General features: G+C 57.7%; 19 protein-coding genes. 11 read left to right on the top strand and 8 right to left on the bottom strand.

Translation table 11 applies throughout. The features are described from left to right. Positions 1 to 81: 81 nt before the first annotated feature. The 9 genes from ccoN to LG327_RS11675 all read left to right on the top strand — a co-directional run bounded on the left by ccoN (position 82) and on the right by LG327_RS11675 (position 8,802). On the top strand, positions 82 to 1,512 hold the full coding sequence (gene ccoN, locus LG327_RS11715; RefSeq protein WP_404361998.1) for a cytochrome-c oxidase, cbb3-type subunit I: 1,431 nt from the start codon (positions 82 to 84) through the stop codon (positions 1,510 to 1,512). Positions 1,513 to 1,529: 17 nt separating this feature from the next. Continuing rightward, on the top strand, positions 1,530 to 2,138 hold the full coding sequence (gene ccoO / locus LG327_RS11710; RefSeq protein WP_404361996.1) for a cytochrome-c oxidase, cbb3-type subunit II: 609 nt from the start codon (positions 1,530 to 1,532) through the stop codon (positions 2,136 to 2,138). A 5-nt stretch (positions 2,139 to 2,143) separates the two neighbouring features. Further along, a complete protein-coding gene (locus tag LG327_RS11705; RefSeq protein ID WP_404361994.1) occupies positions 2,144 to 2,329 on the top strand; it encodes a cbb3-type cytochrome oxidase subunit 3 in 186 nt (61 codons plus the stop codon). Further along, positions 2,326 to 3,216, top strand: a complete 891-nt coding sequence (ccoP, locus tag LG327_RS11700; RefSeq protein WP_404361993.1) for a cytochrome-c oxidase, cbb3-type subunit III — start codon at positions 2,326 to 2,328, stop codon at positions 3,214 to 3,216. Before LG327_RS11705 ends, ccoP begins: the two co-directional genes overlap by 4 nt. Before the next feature lie 103 nt (positions 3,217 to 3,319). Beyond that, on the top strand, positions 3,320 to 4,756 hold the full coding sequence (gene ccoG / locus LG327_RS11695; RefSeq protein WP_404361991.1) for a cytochrome c oxidase accessory protein CcoG: 1,437 nt from the start codon (positions 3,320 to 3,322) through the stop codon (positions 4,754 to 4,756). A gap of 31 nt (positions 4,757 to 4,787) precedes the next feature. After that, positions 4,788 to 5,306, top strand: coding sequence for a FixH family protein (locus LG327_RS11690; RefSeq protein ID WP_404361989.1), 519 nt, complete (start codon positions 4,788 to 4,790; stop codon positions 5,304 to 5,306). Next, positions 5,303 to 7,786 (top strand): heavy metal translocating P-type ATPase, encoded by a 2,484-nt coding sequence (locus tag LG327_RS11685; protein ID WP_404361988.1) that lies wholly within the window; start codon positions 5,303 to 5,305, stop codon positions 7,784 to 7,786. Before LG327_RS11690 ends, LG327_RS11685 begins: the two co-directional genes overlap by 4 nt. Before the next feature lie 63 nt (positions 7,787 to 7,849). After that, positions 7,850 to 8,113 carry a cbb3-type cytochrome oxidase assembly protein CcoS gene (gene ccoS / locus LG327_RS11680; RefSeq protein ID WP_404361987.1) on the top strand — a complete coding sequence of 88 codons (264 nt, stop codon included), beginning with the start codon at positions 7,850 to 7,852 and terminating at the stop codon, positions 8,111 to 8,113. Beyond that, positions 8,113 to 8,802 (top strand): sulfite exporter TauE/SafE family protein, encoded by a 690-nt coding sequence (locus tag LG327_RS11675; RefSeq protein ID WP_404361985.1) that lies wholly within the window; start codon positions 8,113 to 8,115, stop codon positions 8,800 to 8,802. The genes ccoS and LG327_RS11675 overlap by 1 nt, the downstream gene beginning before the upstream one ends. 5 nt (positions 8,803 to 8,807) lie before the next feature. Here LG327_RS11675 and ttcA read toward each other — a convergent pair whose 3' ends face one another. After that, the gene (ttcA, locus tag LG327_RS11670) at positions 8,808 to 9,716 is read right to left on the bottom strand and encodes a tRNA 2-thiocytidine(32) synthetase TtcA (protein WP_404361983.1); all 909 of its coding nucleotides are present in this window, start codon (positions 9,714 to 9,716) and stop codon (positions 8,808 to 8,810) included. A 155-nt stretch (positions 9,717 to 9,871) separates the two neighbouring features. Between ttcA and LG327_RS11665 the strand changes: the two genes are divergently transcribed. Both LG327_RS11665 and LG327_RS11660 read left to right on the top strand, forming a co-directional pair. Then, positions 9,872 to 10,543: a DNA-J related domain-containing protein gene (locus tag LG327_RS11665; protein WP_404361982.1), complete on the top strand. Its 672-nt coding sequence runs from the start codon at positions 9,872 to 9,874 to the stop codon at positions 10,541 to 10,543. 50 nt (positions 10,544 to 10,593) lie between these two features. Then, on the top strand, positions 10,594 to 11,640 hold the full coding sequence (locus tag LG327_RS11660; RefSeq protein ID WP_404361980.1) for a polysaccharide deacetylase family protein: 1,047 nt from the start codon (positions 10,594 to 10,596) through the stop codon (positions 11,638 to 11,640). A 12-nt stretch (positions 11,641 to 11,652) separates the two neighbouring features. On the opposite strand, the gene LG327_RS11655 is transcribed toward LG327_RS11660, so the two are convergent. From LG327_RS11655 to LG327_RS11625, 7 genes are all read right to left on the bottom strand, one after another. Continuing rightward, the gene (locus tag LG327_RS11655; RefSeq protein WP_404361978.1) at positions 11,653 to 12,786 is read right to left on the bottom strand and encodes a MalM family protein; all 1,134 of its coding nucleotides are present in this window, start codon (positions 12,784 to 12,786) and stop codon (positions 11,653 to 11,655) included. A gap of 92 nt (positions 12,787 to 12,878) precedes the next feature. After that, positions 12,879 to 14,507, bottom strand: a complete 1,629-nt coding sequence (locus LG327_RS11650; RefSeq protein ID WP_404361976.1) for an OmpP1/FadL family transporter — start codon at positions 14,505 to 14,507, stop codon at positions 12,879 to 12,881. Positions 14,508 to 14,545: 38 nt separating this feature from the next. Then, a complete protein-coding gene (locus tag LG327_RS11645; protein ID WP_404361974.1) occupies positions 14,546 to 15,553 on the bottom strand; it encodes a transporter in 1,008 nt (335 codons plus the stop codon). 114 nt (positions 15,554 to 15,667) lie between these two features. Further along, positions 15,668 to 16,468 carry a C39 family peptidase gene (locus LG327_RS11640; RefSeq protein WP_404361972.1) on the bottom strand — a complete coding sequence of 267 codons (801 nt, stop codon included), beginning with the start codon at positions 16,466 to 16,468 and terminating at the stop codon, positions 15,668 to 15,670. 316 nt (positions 16,469 to 16,784) lie between these two features. Then, positions 16,785 to 17,678 (bottom strand): 23S rRNA pseudouridine(2604) synthase RluF, encoded by an 894-nt coding sequence (gene rluF / locus LG327_RS11635; RefSeq protein WP_404361970.1) that lies wholly within the window; start codon positions 17,676 to 17,678, stop codon positions 16,785 to 16,787. 56 nt (positions 17,679 to 17,734) lie between these two features. Then, positions 17,735 to 18,622, bottom strand: a complete 888-nt coding sequence (locus tag LG327_RS11630; RefSeq protein ID WP_404361969.1) for an AEC family transporter — start codon at positions 18,620 to 18,622, stop codon at positions 17,735 to 17,737. A gap of 183 nt (positions 18,623 to 18,805) precedes the next feature. Further along, entirely contained in the window at positions 18,806 to 20,041 is a 1,236-nt protein-coding gene (locus LG327_RS11625) for an iron-containing alcohol dehydrogenase (RefSeq protein WP_404361968.1), read from the bottom strand. Between the last annotated feature and the right edge of the window lie 191 nt (positions 20,042 to 20,232).

Raw genomic sequence — 20,232 nt, 5'->3', positions numbered from 1 at the left:
TGACCTGCGTCATTGCAAACGACCCATGATTTCTCCATACTTGCGGCCTAAATTTTCCACTCTAAATCCATTGGTAAGGCTATGAGCACAGCAAATCCTGACATTACGTACAACTACAAGGTGGTAAGACAATTTGCCATCGCGACAGTGGTATGGGGAATCGTTGGCATGAGTCTCGGCGTGCTGATCGCAGCACAGCTGGTATGGCCCGCACTCAACTTTGACCTGCCCTTTACTCACTTTGGCCGCCTGAGGCCCCTCCACACCAATGCAGTGATTTTCGGCTTTGGTGGGAGCGCTCTTTTTGCCACCTCCTACTATGTTGTGCAGCGGACGTGTCAGGCGCGCCTGTTTGGTGGCGGGCTGGCCGCCGCTACATTCTGGGGCTGGCAGCTGGTTCTGGTATCGGCGGCACTGACTCTGCCCCAGGGGCTTACTTCCACCAAGGAGTACGCCGAGCTGGAATGGCCCATCGACATTCTGATAACCCTTGTGTGGGTTACCTACGCCGTCGTCTTCTTCGGCACCATCATGAAGCGCTCAACCCCCCACATCTATGTAGCCAACTGGTTTTACGGTGCATTCATCGTCACCGTGGCCGTGCTTCATATCGGCAACAACCTGGTGATACCCGTATCGGCGTTCAAGTCCTACTCCATCTACAGCGGTGTGACTGACGCCATGATGCAGTGGTGGTATGGCCACAATGCGGTTGGTTTCTTCCTGACCGCAGGCTTTCTGGGAATGATGTATTACTTCGTGCCCAAGCAGGCCGGACGTCCTGTGTATTCCTACCGCCTCTCGATCGTTCACTTCTGGGCGCTGATTGCGACCTATGTCTGGGCCGGCGGTCACCATCTGCACTACAGCGCCCTGCCCGACTGGGCCCAGACTGCAGGCATGGTCATGTCCCTGATTCTGCTCGCGCCAAGCTGGGGCGGGATGATTAACGGCATGATGACCCTTTCCGGGGCCTGGCATAAACTGCGCACCGATCCGATCCTCCGGTTCCTTGTTGTGTCCCTGTCCTTTTACGGCATGTCCACTTTCGAGGGCCCGATGATGGCCATCAAAACGGTGAATGCCCTGTCCCACAACACGGACTGGACCGTAGGCCATGTTCACTCCGGTGCCCTGGGCTGGGTGGCCATGATCAGCATTGGTGCGATCTATCACCTGGTTCCAAAACTCTGGGGCGTTCAGGCCATGTACAGCACCGCCCTGATCAACGTGCATTTCTGGCTGGCCACCATCGGCACGGTCCTGTACATCGTTGCCATGTGGGTTAACGGCATCATGCAGGGACTCATGTGGCGCGCGGTGAATGACGACGGCACACTGACCTACAGCTTTGTCGAGGCCATGCAGGCATCCGGCCCGGGTTATCTGGTCCGCATGATCGGTGGTGTGATATTCCTTTCCGGCATGTTCGTCATGGCCTACAACGTTCGCAGGACCATCAGCCAGAAAGAGGCCGTTGCGCTTGACAGCAAAGCGGCCCAGCCGGCCTGACAGGGGAAGACAGAGCAATGAAACACGAAGTTATTGAGAAAAATATCGGCCTGATGATTGTGCTGATACTGGTAGTGATCAGCGGCGGCTTCCTTGCGGAGATCGTACCCCTGTTCTTCTCCAAAGATGTCAACCAGCCGGTGTCAGGCCTGAAGCCTCTCACCGCGCTGGAATTCGAGGGGCGTGACATCTACATAAGGGAAGGCTGCCACGTCTGCCACACCCAGATGGTGCGCCCGTTCCGTGCCGAGACAGAGCGTTATGGCCATTATTCGGTGGCCGGCGAGTTTGTCTACGATTACCCCTTTCTCTGGGGCTCCAAGCGCACGGGGCCGGACCTGGCAAGGGTCGGTGGACGCTACTCGGATTCATGGCAGCGGATGCATCTGTATGATCCGCGCAGCGTAGTACCCGAATCCATTATGCCGGCCTACCCCTGGCTGTTTGAGAACACAATTGACCATACGCATACTGCAACCAAACTCCGGGCTTTCCAGACCCTGGGTGTGCCCTACTCCGATGAGGACATCGAGAAAGCCGCCAGTGAGGTTGAAGGGAAATATGAGATCGAGGCATTGGTGGCCTACCTGCAGCAGCTGGGCACCGTACTTTCAACCAAACGGTGATCGGCATGGATATTAACGATTTTCGGGGCATACACACACTGCTCGTCATGCTGGCTTTTCTTGGCATCTGCTGGTGGGCCTATAGCGCCCACCGCAAAAGACCCAACGATGAAGCCGCTCATCTTCCCTTTGATGATGATGAAATTGACAGGCGCACCCGTGAACAGGACAAAACGGAGAACAGACAATGAGTACCTTTTGGAGCATCTGGGTCATCGTGCTCACGCTCGGTACCATCTTTGGCTGCTGGTGGCTGCTCTGGGCCACCCGCAAAGGCCAAAGCACCGACCAGGAGACTGATCGAACCACTGGCCATTCCTTCGATGGGATTGAAGAGCTGGATAACCCCCTGCCCAAATGGTGGTTCTACCTGTTTCTTGGCACCGTTATCTTCAGCCTTGGCTATCTTGCGCTCTACCCCGGCCTTGGCAATTTCCAGGGATTTCTCGGATGGAGCCAGCATAACCAGTGGGAAGAGGAAGTTCAGCTTGCCGATGCCCGTTACGGCGAAATCTACGCCCGTTACGGCGATGTAGCCATCCCCGAGCTGGCCGGAAATGAAGATGCCATGCAGATGGGCCAGCGGCTGTTCGCCAACCATTGCGCGGTGTGTCACGGTTCCGCCGCCAGGGGCGCCATTGGCTTCCCTAACCTGACGGATGACGCATGGCTCTATGGCGGCAAGCCCGAGGACATTGTGGAAACACTGAACAATGGCCGGCAGGGCAACATGCCCGCCAAGGGGTTCATGCCCAACATGACGCCGACCCAGGTTGATCAGGTTGTCAATTATGTCCTCAGCTTCAGCAACCGGGCCAAAAACGAAGAAGCTGCGGAAGCCGGTGCTGCGGTCTATGCCCAGGGCTGTGCCGGCTGTCATGGGCCTGAAGCCAAGGGTAACCAGGCCATGGGGGCACCGGATCTGACCGACGATGCCTGGCTGTATGGCAGCACCTATGAATGGATCGAAGAAACCGTGCTTTATGGCCGTGAAAACATGATGCCAGCCCAGTCAGGACGTCTGAGCGAGGATCAGATTCACATCCTGGCAGCCTATGTATACAGCCTGTCCAACTGACGGGTTTCTGGGCCGTCGCGCCGCCGGCCCAGTCAGTCTTTTGAACCCTGGGTCAGAGGGATATTGATCCAGGCTTGAAAAGACTTCAAATCGGGAGGTTACCATGACCAGTCAGATACCGGTCAGACAGATAGATCCCGCGACTGACGCCTCCAACAACAAAAAATCAGCGACGGTAGACCTTTACGCCAGCCGCAAAAAAATCTACGTAAAGGAAGTAAAAGGGCTGTTCCAGAGAATACGGACGGTGAGCCTGTGGGCGCTCATGGGCATGTATTTTCTTTTCTGCTGGATTTCCATTGACGGCCAGCCGCTCATTTATTTCAATCTTCCGGCCCGGGAATTCAATCTTTTCAGCGCCACTTTCTATCCCCAGGATTTCATTCTTCTCTCGGGCATGCTCATTATTGCCGCCTTTGGCCTGTTTTTCGTAACCACCCTTTTTGGCCGCGTCTGGTGCGGCTATACCTGCCCTCAGACCGTATGGACTTTTATCTTCATGTGGGTGGAAGAGCGGATTGAAGGGAGCCGAAACAGGCGGATCAAGCTGGACAAATCTCCGAATTCAGCGGAAAAGATCACCAAAAAGTCCCTGAAGCACAGCGCGTGGCTGCTTATAGCCTTTGCCACAGGTCTGACTTTCGTCGGTTATTTTTATCCCGTCAGGGAACTAAGTACCGATCTGTTCACCTTACAGGCCAATGGCTGGGCCTATTTCTGGACGGGATTCTTTACTCTGGCAACCTACCTGAATGCCGGCTGGATGCGGGAGCAGGTTTGCCTTTACATGTGCCCCTACGCCCGCTTCCAGTCCGTCATGTACGACAGTGACACGCGCACCGTTGCCTACGACCCGGTTCGCGGCGAACCAAGAGGTGGAAGAAAAAAGAGCGCCTCAAAAGAGGAGCTTGGCCTGGGCGACTGTATTGATTGCGGCATGTGCGTGCAGGTCTGCCCTACCGGTATCGATATCCGTGACGGTCTGCAGTACGAATGCATTGGCTGCGCCCTGTGTATTGATGCCTGCGACGAAGTCATGGACAAGATGAATTACCCCCGGGGCCTGATTCGATATGCTACCGAGAACGAACTGGAGGGCAGACCATCAAAACTTCTGCGGCCACGCACCTTCGGTTACGGGGCAGCGCTGGCTTTCATGGTTGGTGCACTGATCTTTACGCTACTCACCCGGGTACCAGCTGAGCTGGATGTGGAGCGGGACCGCGGTGCCCTGTACCGCATGAATGGCAAAGGGCTGATAGAAAACTCCTACACCGTGAAACTGATCAATATGAGCGAAGTGCCCCAGACCTTTGAGCTTTCGGTGACTGGTATGAATACGATCAGCATCGTCGATAATCAGCCAGTCACCGTAGCCAGTGGTGAGGACCGAATCCTGCCCACTGTGGTTGAGGTAAGCCCGGAAGCCGTTGAACAGAGCAATACCGCCATCACTTTCCGGGCGGAATCCACGACGGACGAGTCCCTGGTGCTGGAGACTGAGAGCCGGTTCGTCGGACCCAATCGCCCCGGCCGCTGACAGAGCGCTACCCAAATTACTGAAGAGAAAGATGATGATGACTAACGACACCCCTGCTGCTCCCTGGTTCAGACAGCCCTGGTTCTGGTTTCTGCTGATCTTCCCGGGCGCTTCCATTATCTGGTGCACCATTGCCATCACGGTGGCCATGAATTCCGACCTGGCAATGGTCAGCGATGACTATTCAAAGGAAGGACGGGGCATAAACATGGCCATCGCCCGGGATGTGCAGGCGGCAGAGCTGGGCCTCAGCGCAGAGTTCGCCTTTTCCGGGGATAAAGTCAGGCTTGTGATGGCAAGCGAATCCGGCGAGAGCCAGTTTCCGTACCTGATTCTCAAATTTTTCCACCCTACACTTGAAGACAGGGATCGTACCCTGCAGCTACGCTCGCTCGGCAATGGTGAATATGCTGCAAATGCACCACGTAATCTGGACGGTCGCTGGTATGTCGACCTGCAGGGGCCATCCAATGACTGGCGTCTGAAGGGAGAATTCAACCTTCCCTCCTCTTCCGCTCTAAGACTGGAAGCGAGTGCAGGTCCCGGGTGAACCAGAGAGCCTGTTATCATTGCGGGGAGCCAGCTGAGGGCGCCCCGCCGATCAGCAGCGAGCTTGGTGGTGAACAGCGGGATTTCTGCTGCCAGGGCTGTCAGGCAGTCGCCCGGATCATTGAATCTGAAGGGCTCACTGGCTTTTACCATCACCGCACCGAGCCTGCCGTTACCCCCAGAGCCCTGAGCGAAGCAGAGCGGGAGCAGATCCGGGATCTTGACCACCCCCTGGTGCAGAAATCATTCGTGGTACCGGTCAAAGGTGGGCAGGAGGCCCAACTACTGATCGGCGGCATCACCTGTGCCGCCTGCATCTGGCTGCTGGAGAACCATCTGTCACGCCAGCCAGGGGTCATCGCTTTCTCGGTCAACCACAGCACCCAGCGGGCCCGCCTGGTCTGGTCCCCGGAGCAGACCAGCCTCAGCAGCCTGCTTTTTGCCATCCATGAGCTGGGTTATCAGGCCCGCCCCTATCAGCCAGACGAAGCAGAAAAAGCCCTGCAGGCCGAAAAGCGCTCAGCACTGATACGCCTTTGCGTTGCCGGCATCGGCTCAATGCAGACCATGATGCTGGCATTTCCCCTGTATTTTGAGCTGATAAGCGATCTCTCTGAAGATTATGTCCAGCTTTTCCGATGGTTCAGTTTTTTTGTGGCCACGCCGGTGGTGCTATACAGCGCCCGTCCTTTTTTCAGCAATGCCCTCCGCGATCTGCGTTCACGGCATCTGACCATGGACGTGCCAGTCGCCATAGCGATTGGCCTGGCCTGGGCTGCCAGTACCTGGGTCACAGTATTTGGCGGAGACGAGGTCTACTTCGAATCCGTATGCATGTTTACCTTCTTTCTTGCCCTGGGCCGGTATATCGAGATGCAGGCAAGGTACCGCGCTGGTCTCAGTGGCAACGCCCTTGGCTCCATTCAGCCCTCGGTGGCCTCGCTACTGGTCAAAGGGGGTGCGTCTGGTTCGGAAGGGAACCACGAGGTCCGCCTGGTTCCGGTCCACGAACTGCAGCCAGGAGACCTGATCCGGGTCAAGCCGGGGGAAACCATTCCAGTGGATGGAGAGATTACAGCAGGCCGATCCACTCTCAATGAGGCAGCCCTGACCGGTGAGTACATGCCCGAAACCCGGAGCGCCGGCGATTCAGCCCATGCTGGTAGCATAAACGGCGAAGGTCCCCTGACCATCCGGGTTACAAGAACCGGCGCCCAGACCCGGCTCTCAGGCATTCTGCGGATACTGGACCGGGTGCAGGCGGAGAAAGCACCTGTAGCCCTGATGGCAGACCGCATTGCCAGAGTATTCGTCAGCCGGGTGCTGATAATTGCCCCCCTCGTGTGGCTTGGCTGGTGGTGGGCCGGCGCTGACAATGCGTTCGACATCACCCTTTCAGTGCTGGTGGTCACCTGTCCCTGCGCCCTGTCACTGGCTACCCCCACGGCCATTACCAGTGCCACCATGCGGCTGCGGAAGCTTGGTTTTCTACCTACCCGTGGCCATACCCTGGAGTCGGTGGGTACAGTAGACACGGTTGTATTCGACAAAACCGGAACGCTGACCGAGGGGGAGCTTACGCTGCTCTCTGTGAAGCCTTTTTCCAGCATGGATGAAACCGAATGTTTGCGCCTGGCAGCCGGCCTGGAACAGCACTCGGAGCATCCGATAGCGCAGGTTTTTCACGGTCGGAAAGCCGCAGACGTATCCGATGTGGAAAACCATGTAGGGGACGGGCTTGCCGGCAGGATCGGTGAGCGACCGCTGTTTATCGGACATGGAGATTTCATCCGCGGCCGGACGGGACACCCGGCACCGCCCTGCCGGAGCGAAGCCGGCCTGGATATCTGGCTGGCGGACGATAAGGAATGGCTGGCGTGCTTCGTACTGGACGACCAGCCTCGAGCTGATGCCGCCAGAGCCGTCTCTGATTTACAGGCAAGAGGCATCAGGACTCTGCTTCTCAGCGGCGACCGATCGGGCCATGTGGCCAGGATTGCGGGGATCCTCGGGATAGACGAAGCCATTGGTCAGGCCTCCCCCGAACACAAGCTGGAAACCCTGCTGGACCTGAAAAAGGAAGGGCGCACAATCATGATGGTGGGGGACGGTCTTAATGACCTTCCCTCCATGGCGGGCGCCAGCGTTTCTGTCGCCATGGGCTCAGCGGCTGACCTGACCCGCGTCCGTGCGGACGCGGTTCTGCTGGACAGCCAGTTGGGCCGCCTGACCCTTGCCATGGACATCAGTAAGAGCACGCGCCGTATCATCCGCCAGAACATGGCCTGGGCGCTGGGTTACAACCTTTGCGCTCTACCCCTGGCTGCCGCCGGCCTTGTACCACCCTGGCTTGCCGCCCTGGGTATGTCTGCAAGTTCCCTGCTGGTGGTTCTCAATGCACTTAGAATCGGCCGGAAACGGCCTGTTGCCAGCCAGGATCCCGGTCGCCAGGCGCTGGTTGGCGCCGGGCCGGCAGCCTGATACGGTGCAATGGCAGATTCATGCCCGCTCCCGGGCATCAGCCGAACGAAATGAGGAGAGGCCGTGAAGATTGTTCTGATACTGGTGCCTGTCGCCCTGCTGCTGGTGGCCCTTGGGATCCTGCTTTTTTCGTGGGCTGTCCGTAACGGGCAGTATGATGATCTTGAAGGGCCAGCTCACAGAATACTTTACGATGATGACAGCGACATGATTCCGGAAGAAGCCCGCCAGGACAAAACCGGCGACCGCGGCAGCGGTGAACACCTCCCTGCCGAGGCGGAACAGCAGAGCACCAGGGTTCCCACGAAAAGGAAATCAGACAGCTAGTGGACGCCCCGCTTTACCTGAGTTATTCAAGCGCCTTCCTGATCGGCCTGCTAGGCAGCACCCACTGTCTTGGCATGTGCGGCGGCATCAGCGCATCCCTGTCCATGGCCCTGCCCACAGGTTCCGGCTTCCGGTTCCGTCAGACCCTGATGCTGCTCTGCTTCAATGGCGGCAGGATCAGCAGTTACGTGCTGCTGGCCACCCTCATTGCTTTGCTCAGCACATCGGCGGCTGATCAGTGGGCCCAGCTGGGACCAATCCTCAGAGGTATTGCCGGTGTCCTGCTGATTGCCATGGGGCTCTCCATGGCCCAGTGGTGGCAGGGAATCCGGCAGGTTGAACGCCTTGGGGCACCGGTCTGGAAACGGCTATCGCCGTTCACCCGGCATTTCATTCCAGTCAGGCGCCCTGCCCATGCTCTGGCGCTGGGCGCGCTCTGGGGCTGGCTACCCTGTGGTCTGATTTACAGTACCCTTGGCTGGGCAGCACTGCAGCCAACGGTGGGAAGTGCAGCGCTCACCATGCTCTTTTTTGGCTTGGGCACTCTTCCCTCCATGCTCGCTACAGGCTATGCCGCAAGCTGGATAAAATTGCTCCGCCAGCATTCCTGGTTCCGCCAGATCGCCGGCAGTCTTCTGATTGCGTTCGGCATCTGGACTCTTCCGCTGCATGGCCTGCTTCACCTCTGAGACCATCAGAGGTTGAGCACATCCAGCTGCTCGTACCCCGGATCCGTATCTCCCGAGTCACTGTGCTGAACGCTGGTACCCCGGACCCGGTTGGCGGAAAAGTCATAGAGCTTCGGGTCCGCGAGGTGCGAGGGCTCGACATTGCAGATGGCCCGGAACATACCTTCCAGCCGGCCTGGATGTTGACGGTCCCAGTTCTGAAGCATCTCCTTGACCACCTGGCGCTGAAGGTTTTGCTGGGAGCCACAGAGGTTGCAGGGAATGATGGGAAACTCCCGGAGAGCCGCATAACGCACCAGATCCTTCTCACGGCAATAAGCCAGCGGCCTGATCACCACGTTGCGCCCATCGTCACTGTGGAGCAGCGGCGGCATGGTTTTCAGTCTGCCGCCATGGAACATGTTGAGGAAAAGGGTTTCGAGCATGTCATCCCGATGATGCCCCAGGGCAATTTTGGTAACTCCGTGGTCTTCGGCAAAGTTGTAAAGTATGCCCCGGCGCAGCCGGGAGCACAGCCCGCAGGTGGTCTTTCCTTCCGGGATTTTGTCTTTGACAATGCTGTAGGTGTCTTTTTCAATGATGTGATATTCAATCCCGAGGGCAGCGAGATACTCTGGAAGGATGTGCTCGGGAAACCCCGGCTGTTTCTGGTCCAGATTAACAGCAATAAGCTCAAACCTGACCGGCGCGCTTTTCTGTAGCGCCATCAGGACGTCCAGCATGGCGTAGGAATCCTTGCCCCCACTGAGACAGCACATGACCTTGTCGCCGGCCTCGATCATCGAGAAATCGGCAATGGCCTGGCCAACCTCCCGACGCAGGCGTTTCTGCAGTTTGTTGTCTTCAAGCTTGCGCTTGCGATCAGCTTCGGAAAGCGGCGTATCCGCAGGAGAAAAGGCAATGGAATCGGGCATAGGGCTCGGACACTGGAAAGATGCATGGAATTGAGAGCAAGACTGGCAATTATACTTGACGAAACCGGGTCCCGTCACATGCTGCTGCAGGGAACCTTGCTCCCGGCAAGCGGCCACCACTGGCTTAAGCGGCGTCTCTCGCTTACCATGGCATCATGACTTCCCCACTGAGATCCACCGCCCCAGCCAAACCCGGGCCAGAGCCGGGCACCTCAAAGAGCAGGCTCGACCGCCAGATACAGCACCTGATGATCGCGCTGGAATCTATTCTGCGGGAAAGCCCCGGTGGGCTTTCCGAACTGGCACTGATTAAAACACTCCAGGTACCCCCCTGGGAGCTACTGGATGAGGTGGATTTCAGCAAACCGGAGAAGCTCTATCCCGTTCACTTTCTGATTTTCCACAGTCTGTACCGGCTGAGGGACGAACTGGGTGCCGCTGGCGAATCCCTGGACATCTCTCCCCTGTTGATCCGGCTGTATGCGAATGCGGTGGTTGCCGGACAGGGGCATCCCGGGGAACCCGACCGGCTACGCAGCTTCTATCTGGACCTCGACCAGTACAACCTTCCCGAAGAAAGCATCAGTGAGATGGTGGATGACTTCTGGTCAGGAAGATCAGGCCAGCATCCAGCTCCGGAAGACACCCTTCAGGCGGCCGCCGTCCTGGGGTTCGATGAACTTCCCGGGACTTTCTCCGAGGTCAAGCACCGATTCCGCCGGGCGGTCATGCAGGCGCACCCGGATCGCGGCGGCAGCACCGGAGAAGTCCAGACGCTAAACAGCGCCTTTGGAACACTGAGAGCCTTTTTCACCAGGCTGGACTGATGACCCGCCAGCCAGACCCCCTCGAGCCGATGACACCAGGAGCGTCCGTTATGTCAGTCCGTTTGTCCGGAAAATCCCTTTTCTGTCTGTTGCCGGGTCTTGCCATGTCCGCGCTGGCCAGTCTCGCCACTGCGGACCTTGTGGTACTGCAGTATCACCATGTCAGCACAGACACACCGGCCTCCACGAGCACCACACCTTCACTTTTCCGCGATCAGCTGGAGATGATCCAGAGCATGGGCCTGGAGGTCGTACCCCTTGATACGGGCACCCGGGCTGCCCTTGCCGGGGAACTGGAAAAGCGCCAACAGGTGGCCATCACCTTTGACGATGCCTATGAGTCTGTCCGGGACACGGCCGCACCCATGCTGGAAGAGTTCGGCTACCCCTTCACAGTGTTCGTCAACACGGACGCCATCGGCAAGAGGGATCACATGACCTGGGCGGAGCTAAAAGCCTGGGTGGACAACCCGGATGTACTGATTGCCAACCACAGCAAGGATCATGGCCACCTGATACAGAAGCCCCATGAGTCGGATGCCCATTGGAAAGAACGCATCAACACAAGTCTCGATGTTGCCCAGCAAACCCTCACGGAGAAGCTGGGCCCAAGGCCTCCTCTTTTTGCATACCCCTATGGGGAATTTGACGACAAGCTGGAAGCGGCCATCGCTGAGCGGGAATGGCTCGGCTATGGTCAGCAGTCAGGAGCCATTGGTGAGCCTTCAGTGCCAACCCGGCTACCACGTTTTCCCATGGCAACTGCCTATGGCCAGCTTGATCCTCTCAAAAACAAGCTCCTGAGCCGGGCCATGCCAATCAACCCTGATCAGTTGCCAGGAGGAATACTGCAGTCCAATCCGCCGGAACTGGAGCTCAGCCTGCCGGAAACCATGGATCCCGCAAGACTCACCTGCTTTGCGACCGGTCAGGGGCGGATTGACAGTCAGCAGAAGGGGAATCAAAGGGTTGTGATCCAGGCCGCTAGCCCTTTCAACAGCAGACGGCTCAGGTACAACTGCACCTACCCCATCGACAAGGGCCGATTTTACTGGCTGTCACACCAGTGGGTGGATCTGGATCAGCCGGAGGACTAGGCCTGATGATGATCAGGGCTGGATCTCGGTCAGACTGATCAGGCCCTGGTCACTATGATGCAGGGCTTTGGGGCCACGCCTGGTTTCGATAACCGTCTGGCCGGCCAGGTCTTCATCCCGGGTGTAAATCAGCAGCCAGCGTTCACGGCGCTCTGGAAGTGCTGGCACATGGGCTTCCAGATAGGCCTGGCGGTGCCAGCTTTCCGGCGTAAAGTCCATGATCATGTCTGTCACCAGGCGCAACGGCCTGAGGCTTTCATCGAGGAAAGCCACGGAAGGTACAAGAATGTCCTTCTGGGCAAAGGACCGGATGCGGATGATCAGGCTGCGGGTTTCCGCCGGGTCCGGCAGCCTGACCAGACGGTAGGCGCTGGAGCCAGAGAAAAAGCTGTGAACGGGGGTGTCTGGCTGGAATTCCACCTGAAATTCCCGGCCCGAGTTCCACTCAACCGTATCGCTGAGGGTGAGGTTATGACAGCAGGCGCCCTGCCACTGATCAAGATAGCTTTCGGCGGAAGTGCTGATGCCAAGCAGGGCAAATGCTTCCGGACGGGTAGCAGGAGCCGGGTCGACGGTCGGCACATTTTTTGAGCCGGAGGTTCCAGTTGCCTGATAGACACTGGCGGGCGTAAGGGTCACGGGCTCCCGGATCAGGCCTTTTTCAACATCCGAGCGTGTGTCCGGTCGATAATAACTGGAACGGAACCGGCCTTCGGCATCCCGCCATGTGTAATAAGGGAGCGGATCCCCGGGACGCACATAGCCGGAGGCCTCAAGCTCATTGGCATCCGGATAGTTGTCGAGACTGTATTCACTTTCCGGGGGGGTCTTTGCGGGACTGCTGCGATCTGACGGCCTGGTAACGACCGGACTGTCAGTCTTCTCCGTCCTGTCAGTCTTCTCCGTCCTGTCAGTCTTCTCCGTCCTGTCAGTCGTCCCGGCTTGATCAGTCTTGTGGTCAGCAGGCTCCAGGTCGAGGTCGGGCTCGGCCTGGCTCCTGGGCACAGGGGTGGATCTGACCTGGCCGCTCTCATCAACCCAGGTATAGTAGCCATCCCGTTCAACCAGGGGGGCATTATTCTGGCAGCCAGCCAGCAGAAGCATACCGGACACCAGGACCAGCCCGGCTCTGCGTATTGAACCCATCTCAGGCAAGGGCACCCCTCTCCCAGCGATACTGATCATCACCCTCCATCATCCTCCATCGCCCTCCGTGACCCGACTGGCATGAGGCTACCTCAGAACTTTGTCCTGAAAGCGATGCCCGCCGTGGCGACCCGCATTGACGTTTTGACATCCAGGCCCGCGTACGGGTTATAGATGATATTGGTTATATTGTCACAGTTCAGGTTGCAGCTTCCATTGGCCGGAATGGTTTCTATGGACTGCATGTAGCTGAGATTCATGTCAACCTGGGTGTTCTTGTCCCAGCGGTATCCCATGCCGATACTATAAAGATTGGCATCGCCCAGGGGTGCCATAATCGAACGCTGATCATCAGGAATGGTGGAGTCCCGGATCTCTATACCCGCCCGCAGATCCAGGCGGGAAGTGGCATGAAATTCAAGGCCGAAACCCCAGTTCCATACATCGGTCATTCCGAGCGGCAGCCTGAGCGTATCCGGCGTGGCATTCTCCGGAGACAAGATTCGGGCCGCATTGAGGAATTCCAGATTGCGATCAAACTGGAAATCAAAGGCATCCCACTGACTGTAATCCGTCCAGCCAACGTCGGCGTTTATGGTCAGTTTCGGATGGACATCGATGCTCACGCCTGTCTGAAAATGCTGGGGATAGACCAGATCCATGGACACATTGCCTGCTTCGCGGGGTGCCCCGGAAGGCAAGCTCAGGATAGCTGATCCTATGGCACCAAGCACAGAGCTGTTCAGCCGCTGCCAGAAGCCGGACCAGTCCCTGGTGTACTCAATGGCGAAGGTCCCCTTGAGGTTCATGTCCGCTTCCGAGGTATAGCTGGCGCCCCAGCTGAACCAGTCCGTCGGCTCCCAGATCACCCCCAGAGCATAGGTTGGAGACAGTGACTGCTGCAGGTCCAGACTCATTGCGCCTATTTCATCGAAGGGGCCAATATTACCGCCGCAGAGCGCAATCCAGGGAGCGAGCGGTTCATCTCCGGTTTCACAGTTGAATGCATCCTGCAGAACCTCGGCAACGCCCAGCAGCATGTTCGGCGCCCGCATGTTCTGGTTGGCGGCAAATCCCATGTGGGAAAAATGGATACCCGCCCCTACTGACCATTCATCGTTGATCTTGTAGCCCACCGTGGGAGAAAGATAGGTGACACGCTGCAATGCGGTTTCTTTGGGGAAGAAACGGCCCGGATCACCGGACTCACGAATGAACCCCGCCACCATGGGAAGGAAAAAGGCGTTTGCGAAGGTCAGCTTGGATCCTGGCGGATTGATGCTGATTCCGCCTGCAGGCAGAAGACCGGGAAGCCCTTTGGGCAGGCGCTGGATGCCCTTGCCCGGCAGGTAGGCCGCCAGCCAGTTGGTGTGGCTGCTGGAATTTGCAATCGGATCCCGCTGTTCACCGGTTAGGGGATCAATTTCTTCGCCCTCGATGTCAAAGATGTTGTAGCCCGGAGGCGCCGTGAAGTCTGCATCAATATCGAGGTAGGCGTTGATGAGATTTACTTCCAGCTGACGACCATCCAGCTTGGTCAGGCCTGCCGGATTAAAGTGTATTGCCAGGATACCGGGAGGATCCGCGGTAACCGCGTTGCCCAAAGCCTGCGCCTTTGGGTGGCTGATGAGGTTCTGCGTGAGCTGGCCATGGGCGTTGAACGAAAGCAGGCCAGCCACAATGGCACCGATCAGGCGTTTTTTCGGGATTAATGTTCCCATTTAGTTCTTCCCTTCCCAAATGACGTCGTTGGCACCCATCAATCCTTGAGGCCAGAGATGTTAATTGGCAGGGAGACACCCACGGAAAAATCAGGAGCATCCTCGGTCAGCCCGATGCCCAGGCTGGTATTGATGATCGTGGTGTCACTGATCCTGGTACCCAGCGACATGGACAGGAAACCGGTCATCTGGTCCTGGGCGACCGCTTCCGTTCCATTGCGGAAGGAAAGGACCGTTTCATCGCTGTAGCTGAGCTGGGCCGAAATACTCAGGGAAATATCATAGGACAGGGAATAGGCAAAGCCGGCAGAACCGGAGGCGCCAAAACCTGGCTCAACCTCTTCCAGAACACGAGCGCCGCGCACCTGGTTCAGTCCTTCCTCGGGAATATTGTAAGACAGGCTGAGGGAGCCAAACACAACCACCGGATCCAGCACTTTGGATGCGCTAAGGCCGCCGGCGACGGTATAGAACCCGCTGCCTGATGAAAGCTGTTCGTCAACATCGATTTCGTAGGGGCTGGTGCCGGTTTTGCTGGTCACTGTGGCGAAAAGCGTCGGTGAAACCTTGCCAGGGACATAGGCAATGGGCTGCCAGCGGGCAGTGGCGGAAACATCCCCCATATCGTAAAGGCTCAGCTCGTCCTGTGTGTCGTACTTGACGATGAGTGGCAGGCGCACGCCCACCGTCAGGTTGTCTTTCAGGCCAAAATCGTAGGAAAACGCGTTGGTAAAATTGTGAGTGGCTGAAGGAACCACATCCACATTCTGAATGCCGCCCCCCCGGATCGACAGGTCCAGCCGCTGATCTCCGGTAAATGAATAATCAAAAGAGTAAGTCAGCGCGTGAGAACCCTTCCTCTGCAGGGAATAGTTTTTTTCCGCGGCCTGGAAAACCTCTTCCAGCTGCCGGGACGAATCTTCATCCTCTGCCTGCTGGCCAAGCGCTTCCCGCGCCTTGTCGACCGTGGAATCCTGCGCCCAGCCACTGAGGGGAAGACCGACCACGGAACAGAGAAGAAAACCCCGCATTACCCAAAGATTCATCCCAGCTCCCTTTTTATCTGTCTTTTGTCGCGGCATACAGTTATCTGCCCTGTTGCGATGCGGCATGCCAGTAACATGCGAAACATCCGAAAATAGTACTGCCTCAAGGAGGCCTTAATTGCGCCGATAGAACAGCTCTTTGCGGGTATTTTCCACAGTTCCGTCAGGATTGTTTTTCTGTTGCTCAAGCAGGTTGCGGATACGCCTTTCGGTTGACTCATAGTATTCCGGCAGCTGCTCCTGCATCAGCAGGGTAAGCGTCCGGTCTTCGACGAACCGGAGGTCCTCTTCCTTGAGCTCCAGGGTGTCGAAAGGTTTGTCACTGCCAGGAAACACAATGAACAGAACGTTGTCGTCCCACTTTTCTTCAAACTGTTCAAGGGTGAACGAGAAGTTGCCAATGGCCGGGTCTGCGATGAAAACGCGCCCATCGCGAATGGCCCGGATAACCACGAAGTGTTTGAAGCCGGCATGCTGGATCGGCACTATGGCGGGGTGATCCAGTTCCTTGAGATCCTCGATGGTGGCCCTGAAACCACCCGCAGGATAACCAAGTGCGGTGACCAGTCGTTTCATGTCGAGCATCGAAAAGGCGCGACGTTCAACGATTCTTTCACTCTCGCCGTAGTGCAGCAGCCCCTCCATGACCTGGCGTTCATTGAGATCCCGACCGAGGTAATATTTCAGGACAGTCGTCAGTGCGGCACTGCCACAGCTGTAATCGTATGCCTGACGTACAATATTGCGATACTGCTGCTCAACAAGAGGCTCCACCTTCCGGTCAATCCGGAGTTCCACGGGGCCCTCATCAATATCCTGCTCGATAACGACCGTGCCCCGGGCATGGGGTTCGACAACAGTCGCTTCGTGCACCATTGCGAAGGTCAACATCGATCCTGCCAGCACCAGCAACATGATTTGGACACATCCTTTAGTATCTTTCGTAGAAACGCTGCCAGCTCGCGGGCACGGAATTGATACCCTGCTCATTCGAGCGCGAAGGAAGCCAGCTGCTTTTTTGCTCGTGTTCCGCGGCGTCGTCGGATTTCGAAGCGGGCTTTCTGTCAGATCCGGCCCTACAAAACGAGGCCGAAAAGCCGGTTACATCCTGTTACGGTAAGATACCGGATAAGGCAGGGCCTGAAAGATAACTGTGCCTCAAATCTGTCCGTGCGGAGTCGGCTGGAAGGGCCAGTTTTGAGAACTGGTTCATGACGTTGCGGGCGAAATTTCAGTCCTGGCGACGGCCTTTTCCACCGTCAGGACCATTACGGGGAGCCCTGGCTCCATGGCGGGGCCTGATCCGGCCTGTGGCACCTGGCCGGGACTCCGGCCTCACTCCGGAGCGGTCGCCTCCTCTGGGCACTGCATGCGGGTCATCGCCGGAAACGGCGGTTTTGCGGGAGCCGGCCACCGCATTCCTGATGGCGGTCATTTCCCGCTCAGTCAGGTTGCGCCACTGGCCGGGTTTCAGATGGCCGAGAGAGATCATCATGATTCTGGTCCGTTTGAGCCGCGTCACCTCATAGCCCAGGTATTCACACATCCGGCGAATCTGCCGGTTGAGACCCTGAGTCAGGATGATCCGGAACTGAAAGCGGCCCTCGATATGAACCTCACAGGGTTTTGTTACCGTGTCGAGAATCGGGACTCCGCCGGCCATGCGCTCGGCAAACTCCCTGGTCACCGGCCGGTCAACCGTCACCAGGTATTCCTTGTCGTGGGCATTTTCGGCCCGCAGGATTTTGTTCACGATATCACCATCACTGGTCAGAAAAATCAGACCCTCGGACGGCTTGTCCAGCCGACCTATGGGGAAGATCCGTTCTGGATGGCCTATGGCATCAATGATATTGCCCCGGACATGACGTTCTGTAGTGCAGGTAATACCCACCGGCTTGTGATAGGCAATATAGATGCGATCGGCCTTGTTGGTAGCCGTGGGGCGGATCAGTCTGGCGTCAACCCGGACCTCGTCATCAGGAGCGACTCGGGTACCAAGCTCGGCCGGCTGGCCATTGATGGTAACCCTGCCCTGCTCGATCAGCCGGTCGGCCTCGCGGCGGGAGCAGTAGCCGGAATCGCTGATCCACTTGTTCAGGCGCTTGTCGCTGGGGGTATTCAAAGGGCTGCTCTCTTGTCCGGAATTTCTGCGCCAGCTATTAAACCACAACCGGCACCTCAGCCGTAACCGACTGCAAAGATCCAGCCCAGGATCACCGGCATGACGAGAAGGCTGCCAAGGTTTCCAATAAGAACCAGGGAGGCAACCTTGTGGGGCTCCTGCTGATACTGCTCGGCAACGATGTAGTTGAGGACCGCTGGTGGCAGGGCCGCGAAAACCCACAGTGCAGGCAGTTGCAGGCCCGGCAGCTCCAGCAGGTGCGTGAGGGGCCAGGCAAGCAGCAGGCCACTGGCCGGACAGGCGACCGCTCCCACCAGGCCAAGCTTCCAGTCGCTGAAGTCCACGTCAAGCATTCGCACTCCCAGGGCGAACAGCATCAATGGAATACACACCCCACCCAGCATGTTCAGCGCTTCCAGCAGCCACGCGGGCAGTGGCACCCCACCTAGGTTGACGGCCAGCCCCGCAATACTGGCAATGACAATGGGCAGACGAAGGAGTCGCCACCAGGGCACTGTGCGATCCAGCATGTGGAGGCCAATGGAAAAATGCAGGAGCATTTCAACAATAAACAGCACAATCGCCGCCGGCAGCGCCGCCTCGCCAAAGGCGAGCAGCAGCAGCGGAATCCCCATGTTGCCGCTGTTATTGAACATCATCGGCGGAAGAAAGGTGCGGAGATCCAGCTTCAGCAATCGCCCCAGGGGCCACAGCAGAAGACCGGAGCCCAGGACGATCACCGTGGCCGCCAGAGCCAGGGAGGCATAATCCTGCAGGGGAGCTTTCTGGTCAGCCAGCACGGCAAACACCAGCATGGGCACAAACAGCTCCATGTTCAGGGTATTCAGCCCCTGGATGTCCGGAGTCCGGAAGCGTCCGTAAATCGCTCCGCAACCGGCAATGAGAAACACAGGCAAGAGGGTGGAGAGAATCTGTGACAGCATGGAGAGCAGGTCCCGGATTGCACCCGTGCGGTGGCCGGGCATCAGTAGCTTGATAAGCTTAGCCTGAAGCCTGACTGCCGGTGCGTCATTTCGACCTAAGTAGAATAGATCGCCCTCTTTACGGGCAACGCCTTCAGGCCGCCGCTGAAAAATCGCTGGAAAGGGGTGATCATCCTGTCAGGATCAGAGGCGCTGGCGCAGCAGGGTCTCCAGTTCACCGGCATCCAGCACCAGGGGGTTTGTTTTCATGCTGTTACCCCCGCTGGCGGCAACAATACGGGGAAAATCCGTGACCCTGACCCCAAGCTCGGACAGTCGCGGAACCCGGCAAACGGACGTCCACTCGTGGAACAGGCTGGCGAGGTACATGGGTTCGGCTGCCAGAGCATCGGCGCTGCCAGTGCTATCGGATCCGGCGCCGGAGAGAATCCTCCAGGCCTGAGCGTATTTCCGGAGGGCAGGATGACCGGGAGATCTTGCCTCAAGAAGGCGGATATTCATTTCGGTACAGGCAGCCAGCATCGTCCCGCAGGCCATGCCGTGGGGAATAGAGAAAAAGGCACCCAACGGTGATGCAAAACCATGTACTGATCCCAGTCCGGCCTGGGTAAGGCAAATGCCGGAAATCATCGCAGCATAGGCCAGTTGACTGTAATCCCTGACAGGATCCTCCAGATCCGGCCGGAAACCCCGCGCGAAGGCCCTCAGGCCGTCAATCGCCAGGGCATCCGTCAGCACACTGGCGCGGGTGGACACCCAGGATTCTACCAGCTGTGTTACAGCATCCAGCGCATTGGCCAGCATCACCCTGGCGGGACAGGTTTCCAGCAACACCGGGTCAATCAGCGCAAGCCGTGGCAGCAGCCGGTCATGCCGGAAGGATTTTTTGAAACCGCCCTCCCCTGCCTGGGTGATCACTGCATTTCGTGTCAGCTCACTGCCGGTTCCCGCCGTTGTCGGCACAGCAATAAACGGCAGGGAGGGGCCCTGATAATCAGCAGGCTCTCCCACGCCTTCCAGAAAATCCCGCACTGGGCGCTGACAGGGCAGCAGCCCCGCAACGGCCTTGCCGGCATCGAGCGCACTGCCTCCGCCAATGCCCAGGACAACCTCAATACCCCGGCCACCATGGCGCTGAACTACCGCATCGACCTGTTCCGGGCTGGGTTCGCCGCTGATTCTTTCAAGATGCCAGACAATGCCAGCCTGCTGCAGCCTTTGCTGAAGCTCCGACCAGTGCCTGCTGCCCGGAAACGACTGACCACCGGTAATGATAAGCACTTCCCGACCATAGCCGGCAATGGCTGGAACCAGGTCGTCAAAAGCCCCCCGGCCAAAAACTATGCGTGGCAATGCCGCTACCTGGAAAGGCGCAACTGTCAGTGTCTTGGATGTGTGAATCTGTTCGTGGTTCAACATGTTACGGAAAGGCTCCTGCTGGTCCGGAAAAACGGGTCACCGCGATTGCCTGCTTTCACGGTGACCCTGCTCATGAACCAGTTCTAGTTGGATGCTTCCCAGCTCCTGAGAAGATCCCTGTAGGCGACGGTTTCACTTTTCGGTTTCCTGTTTTCAAGCTTTGGTTTGGGAGCGCCCCGCTGGTCGGGCCA

The organism is Marinobacter sp. (assembly GCF_044799475.1).
Classification (GTDB): Bacteria; Pseudomonadota; Gammaproteobacteria; order Pseudomonadales; family Oleiphilaceae; genus Marinobacter.
Note: the sequence above shows the minus strand (reverse complement) of the source record. Positions and strands in the feature narration are given on the sequence as shown.

What these genes read in the sequence shown, in the direction of transcription:
- LG327_RS11665 (WP_404361982.1), top strand. Translation starts at nt 9,872, where the DNA reads ATGACTTCCCCACTGAGATCCACCGCCCCAGCCAAACCCGGGCCAGAG.
- ccoG (WP_404361991.1), top strand. Translation starts at nt 3,320, where the DNA reads ATGACCAGTCAGATACCGGTCAGACAGATAGATCCCGCGACTGACGCC.
- LG327_RS11660 (WP_404361980.1), top strand. Translation starts at nt 10,594, where the DNA reads ATGTCAGTCCGTTTGTCCGGAAAATCCCTTTTCTGTCTGTTGCCGGGT.
- LG327_RS11625 (WP_404361968.1), bottom strand. Translation starts at nt 20,041, where the DNA reads ATGTTGAACCACGAACAGATTCACACATCCAAGACACTGACAGTTGCG.
- ttcA (WP_404361983.1), bottom strand. Translation starts at nt 9,716, where the DNA reads ATGCCCGATTCCATTGCCTTTTCTCCTGCGGATACGCCGCTTTCCGAA.
- ccoN (WP_404361998.1), top strand. Translation starts at nt 82, where the DNA reads ATGAGCACAGCAAATCCTGACATTACGTACAACTACAAGGTGGTAAGA.
- LG327_RS11705 (WP_404361994.1), top strand. Translation starts at nt 2,144, where the DNA reads ATGGATATTAACGATTTTCGGGGCATACACACACTGCTCGTCATGCTG.
- ccoP (WP_404361993.1), top strand. Translation starts at nt 2,326, where the DNA reads ATGAGTACCTTTTGGAGCATCTGGGTCATCGTGCTCACGCTCGGTACC.
- LG327_RS11655 (WP_404361978.1), bottom strand. Translation starts at nt 12,786, where the DNA reads ATGGGTTCAATACGCAGAGCCGGGCTGGTCCTGGTGTCCGGTATGCTT.
- LG327_RS11690 (WP_404361989.1), top strand. Translation starts at nt 4,788, where the DNA reads ATGATGATGACTAACGACACCCCTGCTGCTCCCTGGTTCAGACAGCCC.
- LG327_RS11650 (WP_404361976.1), bottom strand. Translation starts at nt 14,507, where the DNA reads ATGGGAACATTAATCCCGAAAAAACGCCTGATCGGTGCCATTGTGGCT.
- ccoO (WP_404361996.1), top strand. Translation starts at nt 1,530, where the DNA reads ATGAAACACGAAGTTATTGAGAAAAATATCGGCCTGATGATTGTGCTG.
- LG327_RS11645 (WP_404361974.1), bottom strand. Translation starts at nt 15,553, where the DNA reads ATGAATCTTTGGGTAATGCGGGGTTTTCTTCTCTGTTCCGTGGTCGGT.
- LG327_RS11630 (WP_404361969.1), bottom strand. Translation starts at nt 18,622, where the DNA reads ATGCTGTCACAGATTCTCTCCACCCTCTTGCCTGTGTTTCTCATTGCC.
- LG327_RS11640 (WP_404361972.1), bottom strand. Translation starts at nt 16,468, where the DNA reads ATGTTGCTGGTGCTGGCAGGATCGATGTTGACCTTCGCAATGGTGCAC.